This is a genomic window from Sedimentitalea arenosa (genome assembly GCF_016428585.1).
GTDB lineage: Bacteria > Pseudomonadota > Alphaproteobacteria > Rhodobacterales > Rhodobacteraceae > Sedimentitalea > Sedimentitalea arenosa.
On sequence record NZ_JAELVR010000004.1, the window covers coordinates 15,632 to 36,857 of the forward strand.

A 21,226-nucleotide genomic window follows, 5' to 3' on the forward strand; every position below is an offset into this window, starting at 1 on the left:
TCGGAATGGAGAACATATAGCATAACGGGAATATCTTGTCGCGGCCGAAACGTGCGCCCTGGATGCGGCAATCTGTTTCAGGCGACGGGCGGCCCCGGGTCGACGGAGCGGCGGCGGCGCACCGCGTTGCGGAATTCGGACAGCTTGAAGGCGCCGATCAGCTGGCCGCAGCCGAAATAGGAGACCGCGCCGATGACGATCAGCGCCGCGAGCGCGAGGTAGCGCCAGCCATGGGTCATGAAGAGCGGCGTCATCAGCCAGGACGACAGCCAGAGCGCGCAGCCCATGACGGCGGAGGCGAGGCAGACCAGCCACAGGCGCTTGTGGAAGCGGTCGTCGAAGCGGGCGACGTCGCCCAGCGGCCGGACCCCGCGCATCAGCTGATAGACCATCGCCCAGGCCGCCACGGTGGCGCCCAGAGCGGCACCGACGAAGCCCAGCACATAGGCCATCGAAATCGCCACCACCGCGTTCACGCACATCGACACGAGCGCGAAGCGGAAGGGCGAGCGGGTGTCCTCGCGCGCGAAGTAGAGCGGTTGCAGCACCTTCTGCAGCACGAAGGCGGGCAGCCCGAAGCCGTAGACCGACACGGCGAGCGCCACCGCCGCGGTGTCCTGGGCATCGAAGGCGCCGCGCTGGAACAGGACCGAGACGAGCTGGGTCGGGATCACCACGAGCGCGGTGGCCGAGGGGATCGTCAGGGCGAGGGAGACCTCGCCCGCGCGGCTCAACGCGTATTTCGCACCGGTGTCGTCGCGGGACGCGAGGCGGCGCGACAGGTCGGGCAGCAGCACCACGGCGACGGCGATGCCGACCACGCCGAGCGGCAGTTGATAGAGCCGGTCGGCATAGCTGAGCCAGGCGATCGCGCCGTCAAAGAAGCTGGCCACCTGCCGTCCGACCAGCAGGTTGATCTGCACGACGCCGCCGGCGAGCATCGCCGGGACGGCGATGACCGCGAGGCGCTTGAGGTCGGGAGTCATCCGCGGCCATTGCAGGCGGATGTGAAAGCCGGCGCGCGATGCGGCGACCCAGAGCAGGGCGAGCTGCGCGATGCCCGCGAGCACGACGCCCCAGACCAGGAGCGTCGCGTGGTGCATCCCCGTGCGGCTGGTGCCTTCGCCGGTCTCGACCTGCATGAAGGGCGACAGCCAGCCGGATTCCGCCAGCATCAGCGCCGCGATCAGGATCACGTTCAGCAGGATCGGCGCCGCCGCCGCCGCCGCGAACCGCCCGGTGGCGTTGAGCACGCCCGAGAGCAGCGCAGCGAGCGAGATGAACAGGATGTAGGGAAAGGCGATGCGGCCGAAGAACACCGCCAGGTCGAAGCGGCTGTCGCCGATGAAGCCGCTGGCCATCGCCAGCACCAGCCACGGCATGAAGATCTGCGCCAGCACGGTGAAGACGATCAGCAGGCTGGCCAGCGCGGCGAAGGCGTCGTTGGCGAATGCCTCGGGCGCGTCGCGTTTTTCAAGCTTCTTGGAGAAGAGCGGGATGAAGGCGGTGTTGAACGCGCCTTCGGCGAAGAAGCGGCGGAACATATTGGGCAGGCTGAAGGCGACGAGAAACGCCTCGGCCACCGGGCCCGTGCCGAGCCAGCCGGCGATCAGCACATCGCGGCAGAAGCCGAGCACGCGGCTCAGGAGGGTCCAGACTCCGACCGTGAGAAAGCCGGACATCAGGCGGATCGGTTTCAAGTTCAGACCCCTCAGACGCGATGGGATTGGCCCCGCGTGCCGTAGCGTTTGCGCCGGCACTGCGCAATTCAAATCTGGCGCACCGCCCCGTCAGGTGTCGGCGCGCTCGGCGCCCTCGGCGATGGCTTCGCGCAGCTTGGCCTCGAGAAACCGCTGCTTGGATTCGGAATGGTATTTCAGCCCGAACATGTCCTTGACGTAGAAGCTGTCGACCACCTGTTCGCCATAGGTCGCGATCACCGCGTTGGCGATGTAGACGTTGGCATTGGCCAGCGCGCGGGCGAGGTCGTAGAGCAGGCCGGGCCGGTCGCGGGTATCGACCTCGATGATCGTGTAGATTTCGGAGCCGTCATTGTCGAAGCTGATATGGGTCGGGACGTTGAAGGCCTTCTCGCGCTTCTTGATCTTGTCGCGCGACTTGAACGCCTCGCGCGCGATGACCTCGCCCTTGAGCGTCTTGTGAATCATCTGCGTCAGGCGGGGCAGGCGGGCGGCCTCGAACGGATGACCTTCGCTGTCCTGGATCCAGAACGCATCGGTGATGTAGCCGTCCTTGGTGGTGTAGCTGCGCGCGTCGACCACGTTGGCCCCGACCAGCGCCAGCGCGCCGGCCAGACGCGCGAAGATGCCCGGGTGGTCGGCCATCACGAAACAGGCGCGGGTGGCGTCGCGGTCCTCGTCCGGGTGCAGGTTGATCAGGATCTCGCCCGGATCCTCCGCCGCCTCGAGCTGGCGCAGCATGTGGGCGAAATCCACATGCGCGGTGACATGCAGCCCCTGCCAGTAGGGCGGGTAGTGGCGCGATGTCTCGAGCTTGAGCGCGGCCTTGGGCCAGTCGGGCAGCGCCGCGCGCAGCGCCTTCTTGGCCTCGGCGCCGCGATTCTCGCGGTTGAGGTCCTCCATCCCGGTTTCCAGCGCGCGGCGCGTCTGCCGGTAGAGCCCGCGAAGCAGCGCGGCCTTCCAGTTGTTCCAGGTGTTCGGCCCGACGCCGCGGATGTCGCAGACCGTCAGCACCGTCAGCAGGTCGAGCCGCTTGACCGTCTGCACCGCCTTGGCGAAATCGCGCACCGTGCGCGGATCGGCGATGTCGCGTTTCTGTGCCATGTCCGACATCAGCAGGTGATAGCGCACCAGCCATTCCACGGTTTCGGAATCGGCCTTGCTCAGCCCCAGCCGGGGCGCGACCCTGCGGGCGATCTGGGCGCCGAGGATCGAGTGATCCTCGGGGCGGCCCTTGCCGATGTCATGCAGCAGCAGCGCGACATAGAGCACCTTGCGGTTCACGCCGCGCTTGAGGATGCCGGAGGCGACCGGAAGTTCCTCGACCAGTTCGGCCTTTTCGATCTGCGCCAGGTTGACGATGCACTGGATGATGTGTTCGTCCACCGTGTAGCTGTGATACATGTTGAACTGCATCATCGCCACGATCGGTTCGAATTCGGGCACGAAGGCGCCCAGCACGCCCAGTTCGTTCATGCGCCGGAGCGCGCGCTCCGGGTTGCCGTGTTTCAGCATCAGGTCGAGAAAGATCCGCCGGGCTTCCTTGTCGTTGCGCATCTCGTCGTCGATCAGGTGCAGGTTGGCGCGCACCAGCCGCATCACGTCCGGGTGGATCAGCATCCCGGTGCGCAGCGCCTCCTCGAACAGGCGCAGGAGGTTCAGCTTGTCCGACAGGAAGGCTTTGGGATCGATCACGTCGAGCCGGTTGTTGGTGACGGAATAGCCCGCCTTGACCTTGGGCTTGCGGCGGAAGATCCGTTCCAGCAGGGGTTCGGATTTCAGGTGGATCGCTTCCAGCTTGGTCAGGAAGATGCGGGTCAGGTCGCCGACCGCGGTGGCGTGGCGGAAATACTCCTGCATGAAGATCTCGACCCCGCGGCGGCCGGCGAGATCCTTGTATCCCATCCTGTCGGCGACCTCGACCTGCAGGTCGAAGGTCAGCTTTTCGGTCGCCCGCCCGGTGATCAGGTGCATGTGCGAGCGCACCGCCCAGAGGAAATCCTCGGCGGTGACAAACTGGGCGAATTCCTCGGGGCGGAACACGCCGAGCGGCACCAGTTCGGCGGCGTCCTGCACGCCGTGGATGTATTTCGCGATCCAGAACAGCGATTGCAGGTCGCGCAGGCCGCCCTTGCCCTCCTTGACGTTGGGTTCGACCATGTAGCGCTGGCCCTGCCGCTTGTGGCGCGCTTCGCGTTCCTCGAGCTTGGCCTCGATGAAGTCCTTGCCGGTGTCCGAGAACAGCTCGGCGCCGAGCCGCCGGTCGAACTCCTGGGCCAGCGGCGCGTGGCCGGCCAGGAAGCGGTGTTCGAGCAGGGCGGTGCGGATGGTGAAATCCTCGTGCCCGAGGCGCAGGCAGTCCTTGATGGTGCGGCTGGCATGGCCGACCTTCAGCTTGATGTCCCACAGCATGTAGAGCATCGATTCGATGACGCTCTCGGCCCAGGGGGTGATCTTGTAGGGCGTCAGGAACAGCAGGTCGACATCGGAGAACGGCGCCATTTCGCCCCGTCCGTAGCCGCCGACCGCGATCACCGCGATGCGTTCCTGCGCGGTCGGGTTGGGGCGCGGGTGCAGCATGGTGCTGGCGACCTGCAGCGCCGTCATCACAAGGCCGTCGGTCAGGAAGGTGTAGGAGCGCGTGACCGGGCGCGCGGCGAAGGGCTCCTCGGCGAAGGCGCCGGCGATCGCGTTGCGCCCCTCGGTCTGCATGTCGCGCAGGATGCGCACCGCTTCGGCGCGCAGGTCGGCGTTGTCGGCGGCACTGTCGCGCGCCTCCGCGATGCGGCGCTGCACGGTGTGCGCGTCGAAAATGGCCTCCGGCGCGCAGACCAGCGTGCCGGAGGCGGTCGGGTGGTACCTGTCGGGGCCGGGCGGTTCAGAAACCGGCGCCGGAAAAGCTTCTTGGGGCAGGGTCAATCACAACCACCTGTTTGTTCTGGATCGTGGCCACCGCCAGGCCGCGCTCGTTGGTGCCGTCGGGGCGCAGCCGGAAGATTCCGTTGACGCCCTGGAACCCCGCGCTTTGCGTCAGCGCGCCGCCGGTCAGCGCATCGGCCTTGCCCGCACCGACCAGGGCGCCGATGGCGGCGATGCCGTCATAGGCCAGCCCGCCGATCGGGTGCGGCGCACCGCCATAGGCGGCGGCGTAGCGCGCGTTGAACTGCTGGGTCTGGGTCGGGTCGGGCATCGCGAACCAGCCGCCCTGCACGCCCGGCAGCGCCAGGGTCTGGGGCGGGATGTCCCAGCGGGTCAGGCCGATATACTGGGTGGTCGCCGGGGACACGCCGGATTCCGGCAGCAGCTGGGTGAAGAGCGGCAGCGCGCCGGCGGTGGTCGAGGTGAGGAAGATCGAGGTCGCCGCACCGCTTTCGACCGCGCTGCGCACCTGCGGGACGGTGGCGATCACCGCCTGCTGGGACAGGTCGTAGGGCACGGTGCCGACGAGGCGCGCGCCGCTGCCGGAGATGGCGTTGCGGATCGCGTCGCGGCCCAGCTGGCCCGAGAGATCGGTGCCGTGGACGATCACGATGTCGCCCTTGCCCTGGCGCACGGCATAGCGCGTCAGGCGGTTCGCCGCGGTGTCGAAGAGCTGGCCCAGCACGAACACGTTGCCGCCGGCGATGGTGGGATTGTTGGAGAAGGACAGCACGTTGACGTTCTGGCCGCGCACCGCGAGGCCGACCGCGTTGGTGGCCTCGGCGTAGAGCGGACCAAGAATGATGCGTGCGCCGTCGTTCACCGCCTGCGTGGCCTGCGCCGCCGCCGTGGTGGCGTTGCCGCCGGTATCATAGACGCGCAGGTCGATCTGCACCCCGTTCAGATCGCCGATCGCCAGTCGCGCCGCGTTCTCGAGGCTGCGTGCCAGCAGGGCGTCGCCGGCCTGTCCCGAGTTCTGCGGCACCAGCAGGGCCACCGGAACCGGCGCGTTGGTGTTGATCGTCGGGCCTCCCACGGGGCCGGTTTCGCAGGCGGCCAGGAACAGCAGGGCGAACAGCGCGAGCCAGCGAAGCGCCACCTTGCGGGGCAGGGCGAAAACGGCAAACATGGATGGACAACTCCCTTTACTGGCGGAACGAGGCCGCAAGTCTGTCAGGTCGGGATAATAAACGTCAACAGGGGCGGGTCCAGCGTTGAATCATCAAAAGGTCAGATTGGACCCGGGGCTGCATTTCGTGGCGACGCCGATCGGGACGGCGCGGGACATCACCCTGCGGGCGCTGGATGTGCTGGCGTCGGCGGACATGATCGCCGCCGAGGACACCCGCAGCCTGCGCCACCTGATGGACATTCACGGCGTGCCGCTCGCCGGGCGGCGGGTGCTGTCCTATCACGATCACAGCGGCGCGGGGGCGCGGCGCAAGCTGCTCGACGCGCTGGGCGCGGGACAGTCGGTCGCCTATGCCTCGGAAGCGGGAATGCCGCTGATCGCCGATCCGGGCTTTGACCTTGCGCGGGCGGCGGCAGAGGCGGGCGCGCGGGTCACGGTGGCCCCGGGCCCATCGGCGGTGCTGGCGGCGCTGACGCTGGCCGGGCTGCCGACGGATGCGTTCTTTTTCGCGGGCTTCCTGCCCAACGCCAAGGCGGCGCGGCGGACGCGGCTCGAGGCGTTGAGGGCGGTGCCGGGCACGCTGGTCTTTTACGAATCGCCCAAGCGGGTGGCGGCGAGCCTTGCGGACATGGCGGAGGTGCTGGGCGCCGGACGGGCCGCCGCCCTGTGCCGGGAACTGACCAAGAAATTCGAGGAGGTGCGCCGGGGCAGCCTGTCCGAACTGGCGGCTTCGGTCGCCGAGGAGAAGGTCAGGGGCGAGATCGTGCTGGTGGTGGATCGCGGGGATTCGGAAACTGTTAGGGATTCGACGATAGAAGAGGATCTGCGGGTGGCGCTGGCGCGCGAGTCGATGCGCGACGCGGCGGATTTGGTGGCGCGGATGCACGATGTTCCGCGGCGCAAGGTGTACCAGATGGCGCTGGAACTGACGAAGGACGGGTAGCGACATGCAGAGGGTGAGCCGCGGGCGGATGGCGCAGTGCAAGGGCGACGCGGCCGAACAGGGCATCGCGCGCGACTATGAGCGGCGCGGCCACAGCATCGCGCGGCGGCGCTGGCGCGGGCGGGCCGGCGAGGTCGACCTGATCACCCGCGACGGCGACGCGCTGGTCTTCGTCGAGGTGAAGGCGAGCCGCAGCTTCGCGCAGGCCGCGCGCAGCCTCGGCGCCCGGCAGATGGCGCGGCTCTGCGCCGCGGCCGAGGAATTCATCGCTGGCGAGCCGCGCGGGGCGCTGACCGAAATGCGCTTTGACGTGGCGCTGGTCGACGCGACCGGAGCGTTCGAAATCGTGGAAAACGCTTTCGGCGCCGCCTGAACGGCATTGATCCCCCCGCGTGCCTGCGCCATGTATCATGCGCGCAACCAGGGGGCAGCCGCATGAAGATCGCCTTTCAGATGGACCCGATCGGGGCCGTGGACATCAATGCCGACAGCAGCTTCCGCCTGGCCGAAGAGGCGCAGGCGCGGGGCCATTCGCTGTTCTACTACGGCCCGGATCACCTGGCCTATCAGGAGGGGCGGATAACCGCCCGCGGGCAGGACATGACCGTGCAGCGGGTGGCGGGCGACCCCGCCAAGCTGGGCGAGATGCGCGAGGTCGACCTGGCCGGGTTCGATGTCGTCTGGCTGCGCCAGGACCCGCCTTTCGACATGCATTACATCACGTCGACGCACCTGCTGGATCGGCTGGCGCCGGATACGCTGGTGGTCAACGATCCGTTCTGGGTGCGCAACTACCCCGAGAAGCTGCTGGTGCTGGACTTTCCCGACCTGACCCCGCCCACGGCCATCGCGCGCGACCTGGCCACGATCAAGGCGTTCAAGGAGCGTCATGGCGACATCATCCTGAAGCCGCTCTACGGCAACGGGGGCGCGGGGGTGTTCCGGCTGGATGCGGATGACCGCAACCTGACCTCGCTGCACGAGCTGTTCACCGGCTTTTCGCGCGAGCCCCTGATCGTGCAGAAGTTCCTGCCGGACGTCGCCAAGGGGGACAAGCGGATCATCCTGGTCGATGGCGAGGCGGTCGGCGCGATCAACCGGGTGCCGGCGGAGGGCGAGACCCGGTCGAACATGCATGTGGGCGGGCGGCCCGAGAAGATCGGGCTGAGCGATCGGGACCGCGAGATCTGCGCGGCGATCGGCCCCCTGCTGCGCGAGAAGGGACAGATCTTCGTGGGGATCGACGTGATCGGTTCGTACCTGACCGAGATCAACGTGACCTCGCCCACCGGGATCCAGGAGCTGGAGCGGTTCGACGAGGTCAACATCGCGGCCAAGATCTGGGACGCCATCGAGGCCAGGCTGGCCTGAGCCTCAGGTCGCCTGGGTCAGCCGGAAGCTCAGCGCCTCGGCGACGTGCGGTCGGCGCACCTCCTGCGAGCCGTCGAGATCGGCGATGGTGCGCGCGACCCGCAGCACCCGGTGATAGCCGCGGGCCGAGAGGCCGAAGCGTTCGGCGACCCGGCTGAGCAGCGCGCGACCTTCGGCATCGGGCGTTGCGATCTCCTCGAGCCGGGCGCCTTCGGCATCGGCGTTCTGGCGCAGGCCGGGCTGGTCCTGAAAGCGCATGGCCTGCACCTGCCGCGCGGCGGCGACGCGCTGGGCGACCGTGGCGGAGGTTTCGCCGTCGGCGGGCAGGTCGAGATCGGTGAAGGCGACGGGCGGTACCTCGATCCGCAGGTCGAAGCGGTCCATCAGCGGGCCCGACACCCGGCCGAGGTAGTCCGCGCCGCAGACCGGCACCCGTGCGCAGGCGCGCGTCGGGTCGGTCATGTAGCCGCATTTGCAGGGATTGGCCGCGGCGATCAGCATGAAGCGGCAGGGATAGCGGACATGGGCGTTGGCGCGCGCGATCATGATCTCGCCGGTTTCGATGGGTTGGCGCAGGGTTTCCAGCACCGCGCGGTTGAACTCGGGGAATTCGTCCATGAACAGCACGCCGTTATGGGCGAGGCTGATCTCGCCCGGCTTGGCGTTGCGGCCGCCGCCGACGATGGCCGCCATCGAGGCGGTGTGGTGCGGTTCGCGGAACGGGCGGGTGCGGTTGATGCCGCCCTCGTCGAGCAGCCCGCAGAGTGACTGGATCATCGAGGTCTCCAGCGCCTCGGGCGCGGTCAGGGGGGGCAGGATGCCGGGGATGCGGGCTGCGAGCATCGACTTGCCCGATCCGGGCGCGCCGACCAGCATCAGGTGGTGCCGCCCGGCGGCGGCGATCTCGAGCGCCCGCTTGGCGCGCTCCTGTCCCTTGACCTCGCGCAGGTCGCGGTCATGCTGCGCCGGTGCGGTCTCGCCCGGTTCGGCCGGGGGGATCGGAGCCTGTCCGGTGAAGTGGCGGACCACGTCGCCGAGGGTTTCGGCGCCGATCACCTGGGCGGCGCCGACCCAGGCGGCCTCGGCCCCGCAGGCGCGGGGGCAGAGCAGGCCGCGGTCTTCCTCGGCCGCCGCCATCGCCGCGGGCAAGGCCCCCAGCACCGGCACCAGCGAGCCGTCGAGCGACAGTTCACCGAGCGCCACGGTGCCTTCGATCTCGTCCGCCGGCACGATTTGCAGCGCCGCCAGCAGGGCCAGCGCGATGGGCAGGTCGAAATGGCTGCCCTCCTTGGGCAGATCGGCGGGAGACAGGTTGATGGTGACGCGCTTGGAGGGCAGCGCGATGGCCATCGCGCTGAGCGCGCTGCGCACCCTGTCGCGGGCCTCGGAGACGGCCTTGTCGGGCAGGCCGACGATGGAGAAGGCCGGCAGGCCCGGGGCGACCGCGCATTGCACCTCGACCAGCCGGGCGTCAACCCCCTGAAAAGCCACCGTGTAGGCGCGCGCGATCATTCGAACCCCTGCCCATCCCTGCAATGGTTAACGGGTAGCGGGTTCGTGGTTGATAAACTGTTAACGGAGACCGGGAAAGCGACCGGGAAAGCGCGGGCTCAGTCCCATTCGGGCCAGGGCCGGGTCGGCAGGTCGAGCGCGTACGGGTCGGGATCGTAGCTGACCTGCTGCGCCAGCCGCCGCCACTGCTGCACCGGCGGGTCGGACAGGAGTGCCGCGCAATAGGCCTGCGCCGTGTCGCCGACCGGCAGGCCGTAGCCGATGATCCGCGCCGCGACCGGCACGAAGAAGGCATCGGCGGCGCAATAGGCCCCGAAGAGCCAGGGCGTGTCGCTGCCGGACAGCGCGCGGGCATGCGCCCAGAGCTGCTGCAGGCGGTCGAGATCGGCCAGCACGCCCTGTCCGGGGGCAAAGCCGACATGGCAATGCCGCAGCTGCATTGGGCAGTCCGACCGCAGGGCCGAGAAGCCGGCGGCCATCTCGGCGCAGAGCCAGCGCGCGGTCGCCCGCGCGTCGGGCGCCGTCGGCCACAGCCCGGCTTCGGGATGGCGTTCGGCCAGCGTCTCGGCGATGGCGAGGCTTTCGCCGACGATCGTGCCGTCGGGCGTGCGCAGCGTCGGCACGAGCCGGGCCGGGGCCAGCGCCGCCATGTCCTGCGCCATCGTGCCGGAATAGAGGCCCACCATGTGCACCCGATGGGCGATGGCGAACCGTTCCAGCAGCAGCCAGCCGCGCAGGGACCAGCTGGAGAACATCCTGTCGCCGATATAGAAATCATAGGTCATGGCGCGGAGGGTAGCCCGGCCGGTCGTCCGGCGACCACCGAATTTTCGTGCGCAGCCGCATCACGGGCGGTGATTGATCCGCCCGATCCGCCAGCCCGCGGTCCCCGCCCGCATGTCGGTGACCGAGAGGTTGTCGATGCGGTGGCCGAAGGTGTCATAGGCGGCGAGGCCCGTGGCGCGTTGCAGCTGGGTCAGGATCACGCCGAAATGGGCCACGACGATCACGTGCCGCCCGTCATGGGCGCGGATCAGCCGATCGATGGCGGCGTCGACGCGGGCGCGCACCTCGTTCCAGCTTTCGCCGCCGGGCGGACGGATATCGCCGGGAGTTTCCCAGTAGGCGCGGATCAGTGTCGGATCTTCCGCCTCGATCTCGGCGGCGCGGCGCAGTTCCCAGGCCCCGAAATTGATCTCGCGCAGGTCGGGATCATGCGGCAAGCGTTCGCGGCTGTCCTGGATCGCGTCGGCGGTGTGCGCGGCGCGGGACAGGTCCGAGGAGATCACCACCGCGTCCGGCGGGAGATGTCCCGACAGGCGGCGCAACGTTTCCGTGTCGCTGAGATCGGCAGGCAGGTCGGACCAGCCGACCATCGATTTCGCATGAGTCGGGCCATGCCGGACGAGGTGCAGCGTGGTCACAGCGGGGCGCCCTTGAGGATCAGCGGCAGGCCGGCGACCACCTGGATCACGCGGTCGGACCGGGCGGCGAGGGCGATGTTGAGTCGCCCCTGCGCGTCGCGGAACCGCCGTGCCAGCGCATTGTCCGGTACGATTCCCTGCCCGACTTCATTGCTGACGACGACCAGTTCGGCGGCACAGCCCGCGAGCGCGGCCAGAAACTTGTCCTGGGCGGTGGCAAGATCGTCCTCGGCGAGCATCCGGTTGCTGAGCCACATGGTCGCGCAATCCAGCAGGCAGACCTGATCGGTGTGCAAGCCGGACAGGGCCGGCGCGACATCGTGCGGGGCCTCGAGCGTCGTCCAGTCGGGGCCGCGCTGATCGCGGTGGCGGTCGACCTTGGCGCGCATCTCGTCATCGAACGCCTGCGCGGTGGCGAGGTAGACCCTCGGTTTTCCTGTCGCCATCACCAGCGTCTCGGCAAAGGCCGATTTGCCGGATGCCGCCCCGCCGAGCACCAGGGTCAGGGTTTGCCGCACGTGCATTTGACCTTTGAGTGATCCAGTTTCCGTTAACCTGCGTAAACGTCACAAAAGCGCAAGACAAGACGCGCTTCCGAATGACAACGACTGGGGGTACCTGATGGCACTGGATGCGTCTCGAGAAGTCTCATTGTCACGCAAGGCGATGAAGGCCGAATTGCTGGATGCGGAGACCGAGTTGAGGCTGGCCTACGCTTGGCGGGACCAGCGCGACGAGGCGGCCCTGCATCGCCTGATCACCGCATACATGCGACTGGCGATCTCGATGGCGGCCAAGTTCCGCCGGTACGGTGCTCCGATGAACGACCTCGTGCAGGAGGCCGGGCTCGGGCTGATGAAGGCCGCGGACAAGTTCGACCCGGATCGCGGTGTGCGGTTCTCGACCTACGCGGTCTGGTGGATCAAGGCGTCGATCCAGGATTACGTGATGCGCAACTGGTCGATGGTGCGCACCGGGTCAACCTCGTCCCAGAAATCGCTGTTCTTCAACATGCGCCGGGTGCAGGCGCGGCTGGAGCGTGAGGCGGCCGCGCGGGGCGACAAGTTGGACCGGCACCAGTTGCACCAGATGATCTCGACCGAGATCGGCGTGCCGCTGCGGGATGTCGAAATGATGGAAGGTCGCCTGTCGGGGTCGGATTTCTCGCTCAACGCGACCCAATCGGTCGAGGACGAGGGCCGCGAGTGGATCGATGCGCTGGAAGACGACAGCGCGCAGGCCGCAGAACTGGTCGAAGACACTCATGACCGCGAGCAGCTGCGCGAATGGCTGCTGGCCGCGATGCAGACGCTGAGCGATCGCGAGCGATTCATCGTGCGCGAGCGCAAGCTGCGCGACCAGGCGCGCACGCTGGAGAGCCTCGGCGACGAGCTGGGCCTGTCCAAGGAGCGGGTGCGCCAGCTCGAAGCGGCGGCGTTCCAGAAGATGCGCAAGAGTCTTGAAAGCCAGTCGCGCGAAGTGCAACACTTTCTCGCATGAGATCCTTTCGCAACATCCTGATCGCCCTTGTGGCATGTGTGGCCGCCCCGAGTTGGGCGGCCTCTTTGTCTGATGACCTGTTGGAGCGGATGTCAGAGGCGGACGTGGTCCTGCTGGGTGAAATCCACGACAACCCGGCCCATCACGAGACCCAACGCGCGGCACTGGCCGCGTTGCAGCCCAAGGCGGTGGTCTGGGAGATGCTGACCGGCGTGCAGGCCGGCCGGATCGGCGCGCAACTGATCAACCGTCCCGAGGAAATGGCGCGCATTCTGGACTGGGCCGAATCCGGCTGGCCGGCCTTCGCCATGTATTACCCGCTGTTCAAGGCGGTGCCGGGCGCCCGGATCTATGGCGGCGCGGTCCCGCGCGAGGCGGCGATGGCGGCGATGCAGGCGGGCGAAGCGGTGGCCTTCGGAGCGGATGCGGCGCGCTACGGGCTGACCGTCGATCTGCCGCCCGCGGAGATGGCGGAACGGGTCGAGCTGCAATTCGCCGCCCATTGCGAGGCGATCCCGCGCGACCGCTTGCCGGCCATGGTCGGGATTCAGCGCCTGCGCGACGCGGTTCTGGCGCGCGAGGTGCTGATGGCGCTGGAAGAAACCGGCGGGCCGGTGGCGGTGATCACCGGCAACGGTCATGCGCGCCGGGATTGGGGCATCCCGGTCTATCTCGACCGGGTGCGTCCGGGCCTTGCCGTCTTCGCGCTCGGCCAATCCGAGAACGGTGGCATCGACGGGGTGTTCGACGCGGTGCTGGACAGCCCGCCGGTCGAGCGCGACGATCCCTGCCTCGCCTTCACGCGCAGCAACTGAGCCGGCGCGGATAAGCGCTGGCGGATCGCAAGTGCCGCGCCTATGGTCGGGGCGGTTCGGACCGGAGACGTGCGCCATGCTGGCTTCAAAACGCATTCTGCTGATCATCGGCGGCGGCATCGCCGCCTACAAGACGCTTGAACTGATCCGGCGGTTGAAGGACGCGGGGGCCGCCGTGACGCCGGTTCTGACCCGCGCCGGGGAGGAATTCGTCACGCCGCTTTCGGTGGCGGGGGTGGCCGGTCACAAGGTGTATCGCGACCTGTTCGATTTGGGCGACGAGGCCGAGATGGGCCATATCCAGCTGTCGCGCAGCGCCGATCTGGTGGTGGTGGCCCCGGCGACCGCAGACCTGATGGCGAAGATGGCGACGGGGCTGGCGAACGATCTGGCCTCGACGCTGCTGCTGGCCACCGACACGCCGGTGCTGATCGCGCCGGCGATGAACGTGCGGATGTGGGAGCACCCGGCGACACGGCGCAACCTCGACCGCTTGCGCGGGGACGGCGTGCGGGTGATCGGGCCGAACGAGGGATCGATGGCCTGTGGCGAGTTCGGCCCCGGCCGCATGGCCGAACCGGCGGAGATCCTGGCCGCGATCGACGCGGGGCTGTCGGACGGGCCGCTGGCGGGGCGGCGGGTGCTGGTGACCTCGGGGCCGACGCACGAGCCGATCGACCCGGTGCGCTACATCGCCAACCGCTCCTCGGGCGCGCAGGGCACCGCGATCGCGCGGGCGCTCGCGGCGTTGGGGGCGGAGGTGATCTTCGTGACCGGTCCGGCCTCGGTGCCGCCGCCCGAGGGGGTGGAGATCGTGCCGGTGCAGACCGCGCAGGAGATGGCCGACGCGGTGCAGGCGGCGCTGCCGGTCGACGCGGCGGTGTTCGCGGCGGCGGTGGCCGACTGGCGCATGGCGCAGGCTTCTGAGCGCAAGCTGAAGAAGACGCGCGACGGGATGCCGGTGCTCAGGTTCGCCGAGAACCCGGATATCCTGGCGGGCGTGGCGCAGATGGAGCAGGGCCGCCCGGCGCTTGTCATCGGATTCGCCGCCGAGACCGACGACGTGGTGGCGCATGCCACCGCGAAACGGGTGCGCAAGGGGTGCGACTGGATCGTCGCCAACGATGTCAGCCCGGCGACCGGGATCATGGGCGGGAGCGAGAACGCCGTGGTTCTGATCTCGGCGGATGGTGCTGAGACCTGGCCGCGCATGGGCAAGGATGCGGTGGCGCGACAGTTGGCCGAGCGGATCGCCGATGCCTTGAGCGGGTGACGCCGCCTTCGGCGAGAGTATTTTCGCAAAGATGAAGCAGGTTCAGGACATGGTTTCGATCCGGGTGACACGTGAGGAGGGGGCGGATGAGAGCGTCGCCCTGCCCAGCTATGAGACCGCCGGCGCGGCGGGCGCGGACCTGCGTGCCAACTTCGCCGATCGCGGTGTGATGCGGCTGGCCGCGGGGGAACGGGCGCTGGTGCCGACCGGGCTGCGGCTGGAGATTCCGGCGGGCTACGAGGCGCAGATCCGGCCGAGATCCGGGCTGGCGCTGAAGCACGGGATCACCTTGCCGAACGCGCCCGGCACCATCGACAGCGACTATCGCGGGCCGCTGGGGGTGATCCTGATGAACGCCGGGGAGGCGCCGTTCGAGGTGCGTCATGGCGACAGGATCGCGCAGATCGTGATCGCCCCGGTGGTGCAGGCGCGGTTCGACCTCGTGGCGGAGCTGGGCGGTTCGGCGCGGGGCGCCGGCGGGTTCGGATCGACGGGACGGTTCTGATGCTGCTGGTTCTGGCACTTGCCGCGCTACTCTGGGGACTGGGCGCGTTGATGAAGGCGCCGCGGCGGGCGCGGTTCGTGATGATCGCGATCCTGTTCGGGGGCGTGCTCTTGCTGCAGCTGGTTCTGCCTGACGGGCACCCGGTGCGGCAGGCGACCGGGGAGTCCCCCGCGTTGTGGCTGATCCTGGGTGGGTTCGCGCTGATCGGTGTCGGCTATGGGCAGGTTCTGAAGCGGCTGAGGCGGCGGGCGGAGGCGAGCGAGGCACCGCCCGCCGGGGCGACGGTCGGCGCGTTTTCCGAGACCGAGCTGAACCGCTATGCGCGCCACATCGTGCTGCGCGAGATCGGCGGGCCCGGGCAGAAGCGGATGAAACAGGCGCGGGTTCTGGTTATCGGGGCCGGCGGTCTGGGCGCGCCGGCGCTGCAGTATCTGGCGGCGGCCGGGATCGGCACGATCGGGGTGATTGACGACGACGTGGTCGAGAACGCCAACCTGCAGCGGCAGGTCATTCACCGGGACCGGGATATCGGCATGCCCAAGGTGTTTTCCGCGCAGGCGGCGATGGAGGCACAGAATCCGGCGGTGATCGTGCGGCCCTATCACCGGCGGCTGACCGGGGAGATCGCCGCCGATCTGTTTTCGGATTATGACGTCATCCTCGACGGCACCGACAATTTCGACACCCGCTACCTGTCCAACGCGACCGCCGTGGCGGCAGGCAAGCCGCTGATTTCGGGCGCGTTGTCGCAATGGGAGGGGCAGTTGAGCGTGTTCGACCCGGCGCATTCCGGCCCCTGCTATCAATGCATCTTCCCGGAAGCCCCGGCGCCGGGGTTGGCGCCGTCCTGTGCCGAGGCGGGGGTGATCGGCCCGCTGCCGGGTGTGATCGGCGCGATGATGGCGGTGGAGGCGATCAAGGTGGTGACCGATGCCGGCGCGCCCTTGCGCGGGCAGATGCTGATCTACGATGCGCTTTACGGCGAGACCCGCACCATCCGGTTGAAGCCGCGCGCCGACTGCCCGGTTTGCGGCGTCACAACGCGCGGTCAAGATCCGCGATGAGATCCTCGGGGTCTTCCAGACCGACGGACATGCGGAAGATGCCGTCGCCCGCATAGGCGCGGTAGTCTTCCTGCGAGGCGCCTGTCAGGCGGAAGGAGGTCTCCATCAACCCGGCGGTTTCCATCCAGAACATCAGGCTGCGGTGATGGCCGAGCGAGACGGCGTAGTGGATGACCTCGAACCGGTCGATCATCTGCTGGGCGATGCGCTCTCCGGTGGCCGCGTCGCCGACCTGGAAGCTGAGCATGCCGGAGCAGTTGGACATCTGCCGCTGCGCCAGGTCGTGCTGCGGGTGCGTTTCCAGTCCCGGATAGATCACCTTGGTGACGGACGGGTGGGTTTGGAGCCATTCGGCCACCGCCTGGGCGCCGGCAGCGTGCGCCTTCATGCGCAGGGGCAGGGTCGCGGCGCCGCGGGCGATGAGCCACGCGTTGAACGGTGACAGGATGCCGCCATGGTGGATCGAGGCTTCGAGCCGCATCCGGCGGATCAGCTCGGCCCGGCCCGCGACCGCGCCGCCGACCGCGTCGCCATGCCCGCCGACATATTTGGTGGTCGAGTGCATCACCAAGTCGACGCCGAGCGCGCCGGTGTCCATGCCAAGTGGCGACGCGAAGGTGGCATCCGTCGAGTGGAGCGCGCCGGCGTCATGGGCGAGCCTGGAAATCGCGGCGAGGTCGGTCAGGCGCATGATCGGGTTCACCGGGCTTTCGCTGTGCAGAAGCCTGGTGTTCGGCCGGATCGCGTCCGCGACGGCGGCCGGATCGGACATGTTGACGGTGGTGACCTCGATGCCCAGCCGGGGCAGCGTATCGCGCGCCAGTTCGCCGACGCCGGCATAGGAGACATCGGAAATGACCGCGTGATCGCCTGCCGACAGGAAGGTGAAGAAGATCGCGCTGGCGGCCGCCATGCCCGAGGCGGTGGCGAGGCACTCCTCGGTGCCCTGCATCGCGGCGATCTTGGTTTCCAGCATCGCAGTGGTCGGATTGGCCCAGCGGGCATAGGCATAGGGGCTGTCGGGCGTCAGGTCATGGGCGGAAAAGCCGGAAACGTCGCCCGAGACGAAGGTCGAGGACATGTGGATCGCGGGTGCCGAGGCGCCGTTCGCGGGATCGGGGCTTTCACCGGCGTGAATGGCGGTGGTCATCGGTCCGTGCGATGCGTTGCGACGGCTCATGTGGGGCTCCTTTCTGACATGTCGCGGCACCGTGGCGGCGCCACAGGCCTGTTGCAACCTGTTTTTGCTCGTGTCGCGACCGCTGGCACTGGACCCCGGTCGGGTGCGCGCCTAGCTTGGGCGCAAAGGAGATCCGCATGACAAATCCGATCCTGTCCGACTGGGCGACACCGTTTGAGATCGCCCCGTTCGACGACATTTCCGATGACGATTTCGCGCCGGCGCTGGACGAGGCGCTCGCCGCCCACGAGGCCGAGATCGACGCCATCGCGAACAATCCGGACGCGGCGAGTTTCGCCAACACGGTCGAGGCGCTGGAGGCCGCGGGCCGGCAGCTCGACAAGGTGTTGTCGGTGTTCTTCACGGTGGCGGGCGCTGACAGCAACCCTGCGCGGGAGGCCTTGCAGCGCGAGTTTTCGCCGCGTCTCGCGGCGCATTTCTCGGCGATTTCGTCGAACAAGGTGCTGTTCGCGCGGGTTGCCGACCTGTGGGAGCGGCGCGACAGTCTCGACCTGACCGAAGAACAGGCGCGGGTGCTGATGCTGACCCATCGCGGCTTCGTGCGCGCGGGGGCTGCGCTGGACGGGGCCGAGGATGCGCGGATGAAGGAGATCAAGAGCGGTCTTGCGAGCCTTGGCACGCAGTTCACCCAGAACCTTTTGGCGGATGAGCGCGACTGGCACATGGAGCTGAGCGAGGCCGATCTGGAAGGGCTGCCGGGCTTCGTCGTCAATGCCGCCCGCACGGCGGGCAAGGAAAAGGGGCTGGACGGTCCCGTGGTCACGCTGTCGCGGTCGATCATCGTGCCGTTCCTGCAATTTTCGCCGCGCCGCGACCTGCGCGAGAAAGCCTATCTTGCCTGGGCCGCGCGCGGGGCCAATGGCGGCGACACCGACAACAGGGCGATCGCGGCAGAGACGCTGGCACTGCGCGAGGAACGCGCGGCGTTGCTGGGTTATGACAGTTTTGCCGACTACAAGCTCGAGACCGAGATGGCGCGCGAGCCCGCCAAGGTACGCGAGTTGCTGATGGCGGTCTGGGGGCCGGCCAAGGCACGGGCGGATGCGGATGCCGAGGTGCTGACCCGGATGATGCAGGAGGACGGCATCAACGGACCGCTGGAGCCGTGGGACTGGCGCTATTATGCCGAGAAGCGGCGCAAGGCCGAGCATGACCTCGACGAGGCGGCGCTGAAACCCTACCTGCAGCTCGATCGGATGATCGAGGCGGCGTTCGCCTGCGCCAACCGGTTGTTCGGGCTCGAGTTCAGGCAACTGGACATCCCGCTCTACCATCCGGATTGCCGGGCCTGGGAGGTGACCAGAAACGGCGCGCATGTGGCGGTGTTCATCGGCGACTATTTCGCGCGCGGCAGCAAGCGGTCGGGCGCGTGGTGCAGTGCGATGCGCAGCCAGGCGAAGTTTCCCGCGGTGCAGGCGCCGGTGGTCATCAACGTGTGCAATTTCGCCAAGGGCGATCCGGCGCTGCTGTCCTACGACGACGCGCGGACGCTGTTTCACGAGTTCGGCCACGCGCTGCACCAGATGCTGTCGGATGTGACCTATGAGAGCATTTCCGGCACCTCGGTCGCGCGGGATTTCGTCGAACTGCCGAGCCAGCTCTACGAACACTGGCTGGAAGTGCCCGAGGTGTTGCGCGAATTCGCCACTCATGCCGAGACCAGTGAGCCCATGCCGCAGGACATGTTGGACAAGGTGCTGAAGGCCGCGAATTTCGACATGGGGTTCCAGACGGTGGAATACGTCGCCTCGGCGCTTGTCGACCTGGCCTTTCACGAGGACGCGGCCCCGGCCGATCCGATGGCCAGACAGGCCGAGGTTCTGGCCGATCTGGGCATGCCGCACGCCATCGGGATGCGCCACGCCACGCCGCAATTCGCGCATGTGTTTTCCGGCGACGGCTATTCCAGCGGCTACTACAGTTACATGTGGTCAGAGGTGATGGACGCCGATGCCTTTGCCGCGTTCGAGGAAGCCGGCGGTGCCTTTGACGAGGAGCGCGCGCGGGCGTTGGAGACCCACATCCTGTCGACCGGCGGATCGCGCGAGCCCGACGTGCTCTACACCGCGTTTCGCGGCCGGCTGCCGGGGGTCGAGGCGCTGCTCAAAGGCCGCGGGCTGGCGGCATGAGCGATGGATCGGAACCCGGCGCGGACGCGCGGGAGGTGCCGCCCGACCGCGCCTTGCCCAGCGATCCGCCCTTCGAGATGTATGTCGATCTGATGGCGAAATGCCTGACCGACATGATCTATGGCGCGGACCGCCCGATCGTGCGGCGCGGCAAGCGGGTGCAGTTCGATGCCAGGAAGCGGTTCCAGGGGCGCGATTGGCCGGTCGTGGGGCACAGCATGGCCGGGATCAAGCGGTTGCAGAACGTGGCGCACCTGACCGACCGGGCGATCGCCGAAGGCGTCCCCGGGGATTTCATCGAAACCGGCGTTTGGCGCGGGGGCGCGTCGGCGATGGTGCGCGGGGTGCTGAAGTTTCGCGGCGTGACCGACCGCAAGGTCTATCTGGCCGACAGTTTCGAAGGCCTGCCGCCGCCCGACGAGGCGGCGTTTCCCGCCGACACGGGCAGCCGCTATCACACGCGGGGTCGGCTGGCGGTCGGGGTCGAGGCGGTCCGGAAGACCTTCGAGGCCTACGATCTGATGGACGAGCAGGTCGAATTCGTCGTTGGCTGGTTCAAGGACACATTGCACAAGCTGGACGTGCCGCAGTTCGCGCTGATCCGGCTGGATGGCGACATGTATGAATCCACGATTCAGGCGATCACCGCGCTTTATCCCAAGCTTGCGCCGGGCGGGTTCGTGATCGTGGACGATTACGGCGGCATCAAGGCCTGTCGCGCGGCGATCGAGGACTACCGCGCGGCCGAAGGCATCGCCGCGGAAATCCACCGCATCGACCACACCGGCGTGTGGTGGCGCAAGCCTCAGTAGCCGAGGTCGCGATTCACAAGATGCAGGAGCGGTTCGCCCGCCTCGCCCCGGCGGACGTTCTCGGCGATGACACGGCTGGCGCTGTCCGCCCGTGTCGCCGAAGCGATATGCGGCGTGACGGTCACCTTGGGATGCGCCCAGAACGGATGCACGGGCAGCAGCGGCTCGGTGCGGAACACGTCGAGCGTGGCGTGGCCCAGCCGGCCGCTGTCGAGCGCCTCGATCAGCGCCGTGTCGTCGATCAGCGTGCCCCGCCCGGGGTTGATCAGGACGGCCCCCTCGGGCATCTGGGCCAGCCTGTCCGCATTCACGAGGTCTGTGGTATCGGGCGTGTCGGGCAGGAGCAGCACGAGGATGTCCGCGCGGGACAGGGCCTCGGCGAGGCCGTCATCGCCGTGGTAGGTGGTCACGTCGGGCAGGCTCTTGGCGCTGCGGCTCCAGCCCGAGACCGGAAAGCCCAGCCGGGCGAGGCTGTCGGCGCAGGCGCGTCCCAATTCACCCAGCCCGAGGATCGTGACGCGCCGATCCTGCGCGAGAGGCGGCACCTCGGTGCGCCATTGCCCGTCCTGGCCGAGGATATGTGCGTCCATGCCGAGGTGATGGCGCAGCACGTGGCCCGTCACCCATTCGACCATGCCCTGCGTCAGACCGTGATCGACCATGCGGGCCAGCGGCACGCTCAGCGTCGGGTTGAAGACCACGTCCTCGACCCCGGCCCAGAGGTTCAGCACCGCCTTGAGCCGGGTGTAGGGCTTGAAGTCCTGCACTTCGCTGTTGGGCGCATAGACGATGTAATCGACCTCGTCGGGCGGGAAATCGGTGCGCAGGTCGAAGGCGACACCGGCCTCGCGCAGCGCTTCGGACAGCGGTGTTTCGTATTCGGCCCAGCGGTTCGCCGTGGCCGCGAAAAGGATATTGGCGGTCAT

The 21,226-nt window shown here is 68.2% G+C and carries 19 protein-coding genes; 10 read left to right on the plus strand and 9 right to left on the minus strand.

The genetic code is table 11. The features are described from left to right. Nucleotides 1-77 precede the first annotated feature (77 nt). The 3 genes from murJ to JF290_RS06590 all read right to left on the minus strand — a co-directional run bounded on the left by murJ (nt 78) and on the right by JF290_RS06590 (nt 5,748). A complete protein-coding gene (gene murJ, locus JF290_RS06580; protein ID WP_199024050.1) occupies nt 78-1,700 on the minus strand; it encodes a murein biosynthesis integral membrane protein MurJ in 1,623 nt (540 codons plus the stop codon). Nucleotides 1,701-1,790: 90 nt separating this feature from the next. Further along, nucleotides 1,791-4,619 carry a [protein-PII] uridylyltransferase gene (locus JF290_RS06585; protein WP_199024051.1) on the minus strand — a complete coding sequence of 943 codons (2,829 nt, stop codon included), beginning with the start codon at nt 4,617-4,619 and terminating at the stop codon, nt 1,791-1,793. Then, complete coding sequence (locus JF290_RS06590; protein WP_199024052.1) at nt 4,579-5,748, minus strand: penicillin-binding protein activator; 1,170 nt, start codon at nt 5,746-5,748, stop codon at nt 4,579-4,581. Before JF290_RS06590 ends, JF290_RS06585 begins: the two co-directional genes overlap by 41 nt. A gap of 85 nt (nt 5,749-5,833) precedes the next feature. Between JF290_RS06590 and rsmI the strand changes: the two genes are divergently transcribed. The 3 genes from rsmI (at nt 5,834) to gshB (ending at nt 8,065) form a co-directional block, all read left to right on the plus strand. After that, nucleotides 5,834-6,694: a 16S rRNA (cytidine(1402)-2'-O)-methyltransferase gene (rsmI, locus tag JF290_RS06595; RefSeq protein WP_199024053.1), complete on the plus strand. Its 861-nt coding sequence runs from the start codon at nt 5,834-5,836 to the stop codon at nt 6,692-6,694. A 4-nt stretch (nt 6,695-6,698) separates the two neighbouring features. Beyond that, nucleotides 6,699-7,067, plus strand: coding sequence for a YraN family protein (locus JF290_RS06600; protein ID WP_199024054.1), 369 nt, complete (start codon nt 6,699-6,701; stop codon nt 7,065-7,067). 62 nt (nt 7,068-7,129) lie between these two features. Next, nucleotides 7,130-8,065 carry a glutathione synthase gene (gene gshB / locus JF290_RS06605; RefSeq protein WP_199024055.1) on the plus strand — a complete coding sequence of 312 codons (936 nt, stop codon included), beginning with the start codon at nt 7,130-7,132 and terminating at the stop codon, nt 8,063-8,065. Nucleotides 8,066-8,068: 3 nt separating this feature from the next. Here gshB and JF290_RS06610 read toward each other — a convergent pair whose 3' ends face one another. From JF290_RS06610 to cobU, 4 genes are all read right to left on the minus strand, one after another. Beyond that, complete coding sequence (locus JF290_RS06610) at nt 8,069-9,577, minus strand: YifB family Mg chelatase-like AAA ATPase (protein ID WP_199024056.1); 1,509 nt, start codon at nt 9,575-9,577, stop codon at nt 8,069-8,071. A gap of 98 nt (nt 9,578-9,675) precedes the next feature. Further along, complete coding sequence (locus JF290_RS06615) at nt 9,676-10,362, minus strand: glutathione S-transferase (RefSeq protein WP_199024057.1); 687 nt, start codon at nt 10,360-10,362, stop codon at nt 9,676-9,678. A gap of 60 nt (nt 10,363-10,422) precedes the next feature. Further along, nucleotides 10,423-11,001, minus strand: coding sequence for a histidine phosphatase family protein (locus JF290_RS06620; protein WP_199024058.1), 579 nt, complete (start codon nt 10,999-11,001; stop codon nt 10,423-10,425). Further along, a complete protein-coding gene (gene cobU / locus JF290_RS06625) occupies nt 10,998-11,525 on the minus strand; it encodes a bifunctional adenosylcobinamide kinase/adenosylcobinamide-phosphate guanylyltransferase (RefSeq protein WP_199024059.1) in 528 nt (175 codons plus the stop codon). Before cobU ends, JF290_RS06620 begins: the two co-directional genes overlap by 4 nt. A gap of 97 nt (nt 11,526-11,622) precedes the next feature. Here cobU and JF290_RS06630 point away from each other — a divergent pair, with 97 nt between their 5' ends. The 5 genes from JF290_RS06630 (at nt 11,623) to JF290_RS06650 (ending at nt 16,158) form a co-directional block, all read left to right on the plus strand. After that, on the plus strand, nt 11,623-12,501 hold the full coding sequence (locus tag JF290_RS06630) for an RNA polymerase factor sigma-32 (RefSeq protein ID WP_199024060.1): 879 nt from the start codon (nt 11,623-11,625) through the stop codon (nt 12,499-12,501). Beyond that, on the plus strand, nt 12,498-13,316 hold the full coding sequence (locus tag JF290_RS06635) for a ChaN family lipoprotein (RefSeq protein WP_199024061.1): 819 nt from the start codon (nt 12,498-12,500) through the stop codon (nt 13,314-13,316). The genes JF290_RS06630 and JF290_RS06635 overlap by 4 nt, the downstream gene beginning before the upstream one ends. A 76-nt stretch (nt 13,317-13,392) precedes the next feature. Further along, nucleotides 13,393-14,589 (plus strand): bifunctional phosphopantothenoylcysteine decarboxylase/phosphopantothenate--cysteine ligase CoaBC, encoded by a 1,197-nt coding sequence (gene coaBC, locus JF290_RS06640; protein ID WP_199024062.1) that lies wholly within the window; start codon nt 13,393-13,395, stop codon nt 14,587-14,589. A 49-nt stretch (nt 14,590-14,638) separates the two neighbouring features. After that, nucleotides 14,639-15,094: a dUTP diphosphatase gene (dut, locus tag JF290_RS06645; protein WP_199024346.1), complete on the plus strand. Its 456-nt coding sequence runs from the start codon at nt 14,639-14,641 to the stop codon at nt 15,092-15,094. Then, the gene (locus JF290_RS06650; protein ID WP_199024063.1) at nt 15,094-16,158 is read left to right on the plus strand and encodes a HesA/MoeB/ThiF family protein; all 1,065 of its coding nucleotides are present in this window, start codon (nt 15,094-15,096) and stop codon (nt 16,156-16,158) included. The genes dut and JF290_RS06650 overlap by 1 nt, the downstream gene beginning before the upstream one ends. Here the strand turns inward: JF290_RS06650 and JF290_RS06655 are convergent. Then, nucleotides 16,130-17,338, minus strand: a complete 1,209-nt coding sequence (locus JF290_RS06655; RefSeq protein ID WP_199024064.1) for a trans-sulfuration enzyme family protein — start codon at nt 17,336-17,338, stop codon at nt 16,130-16,132. The two genes, JF290_RS06650 and JF290_RS06655, sit on opposite strands and share 29 nt — an antisense overlap. A 137-nt stretch (nt 17,339-17,475) precedes the next feature. On the opposite strand from JF290_RS06655, the gene JF290_RS06660 reads away from it, so the two are divergent. After that, nucleotides 17,476-19,488, plus strand: a complete 2,013-nt coding sequence (locus JF290_RS06660) for a M3 family metallopeptidase (RefSeq protein ID WP_199024065.1) — start codon at nt 17,476-17,478, stop codon at nt 19,486-19,488. Beyond that, entirely contained in the window at nt 19,485-20,300 is an 816-nt protein-coding gene (locus JF290_RS06665) for a TylF/MycF/NovP-related O-methyltransferase (RefSeq protein ID WP_199024066.1), read from the plus strand. The genes JF290_RS06660 and JF290_RS06665 overlap by 4 nt, the downstream gene beginning before the upstream one ends. Here the strand turns inward: JF290_RS06665 and JF290_RS06670 are convergent. Further along, on the minus strand, nt 20,294-21,226 hold the full coding sequence (locus tag JF290_RS06670) for a 2-hydroxyacid dehydrogenase (RefSeq protein ID WP_199024067.1): 933 nt from the start codon (nt 21,224-21,226) through the stop codon (nt 20,294-20,296). The two genes, JF290_RS06665 and JF290_RS06670, sit on opposite strands and share 7 nt — an antisense overlap.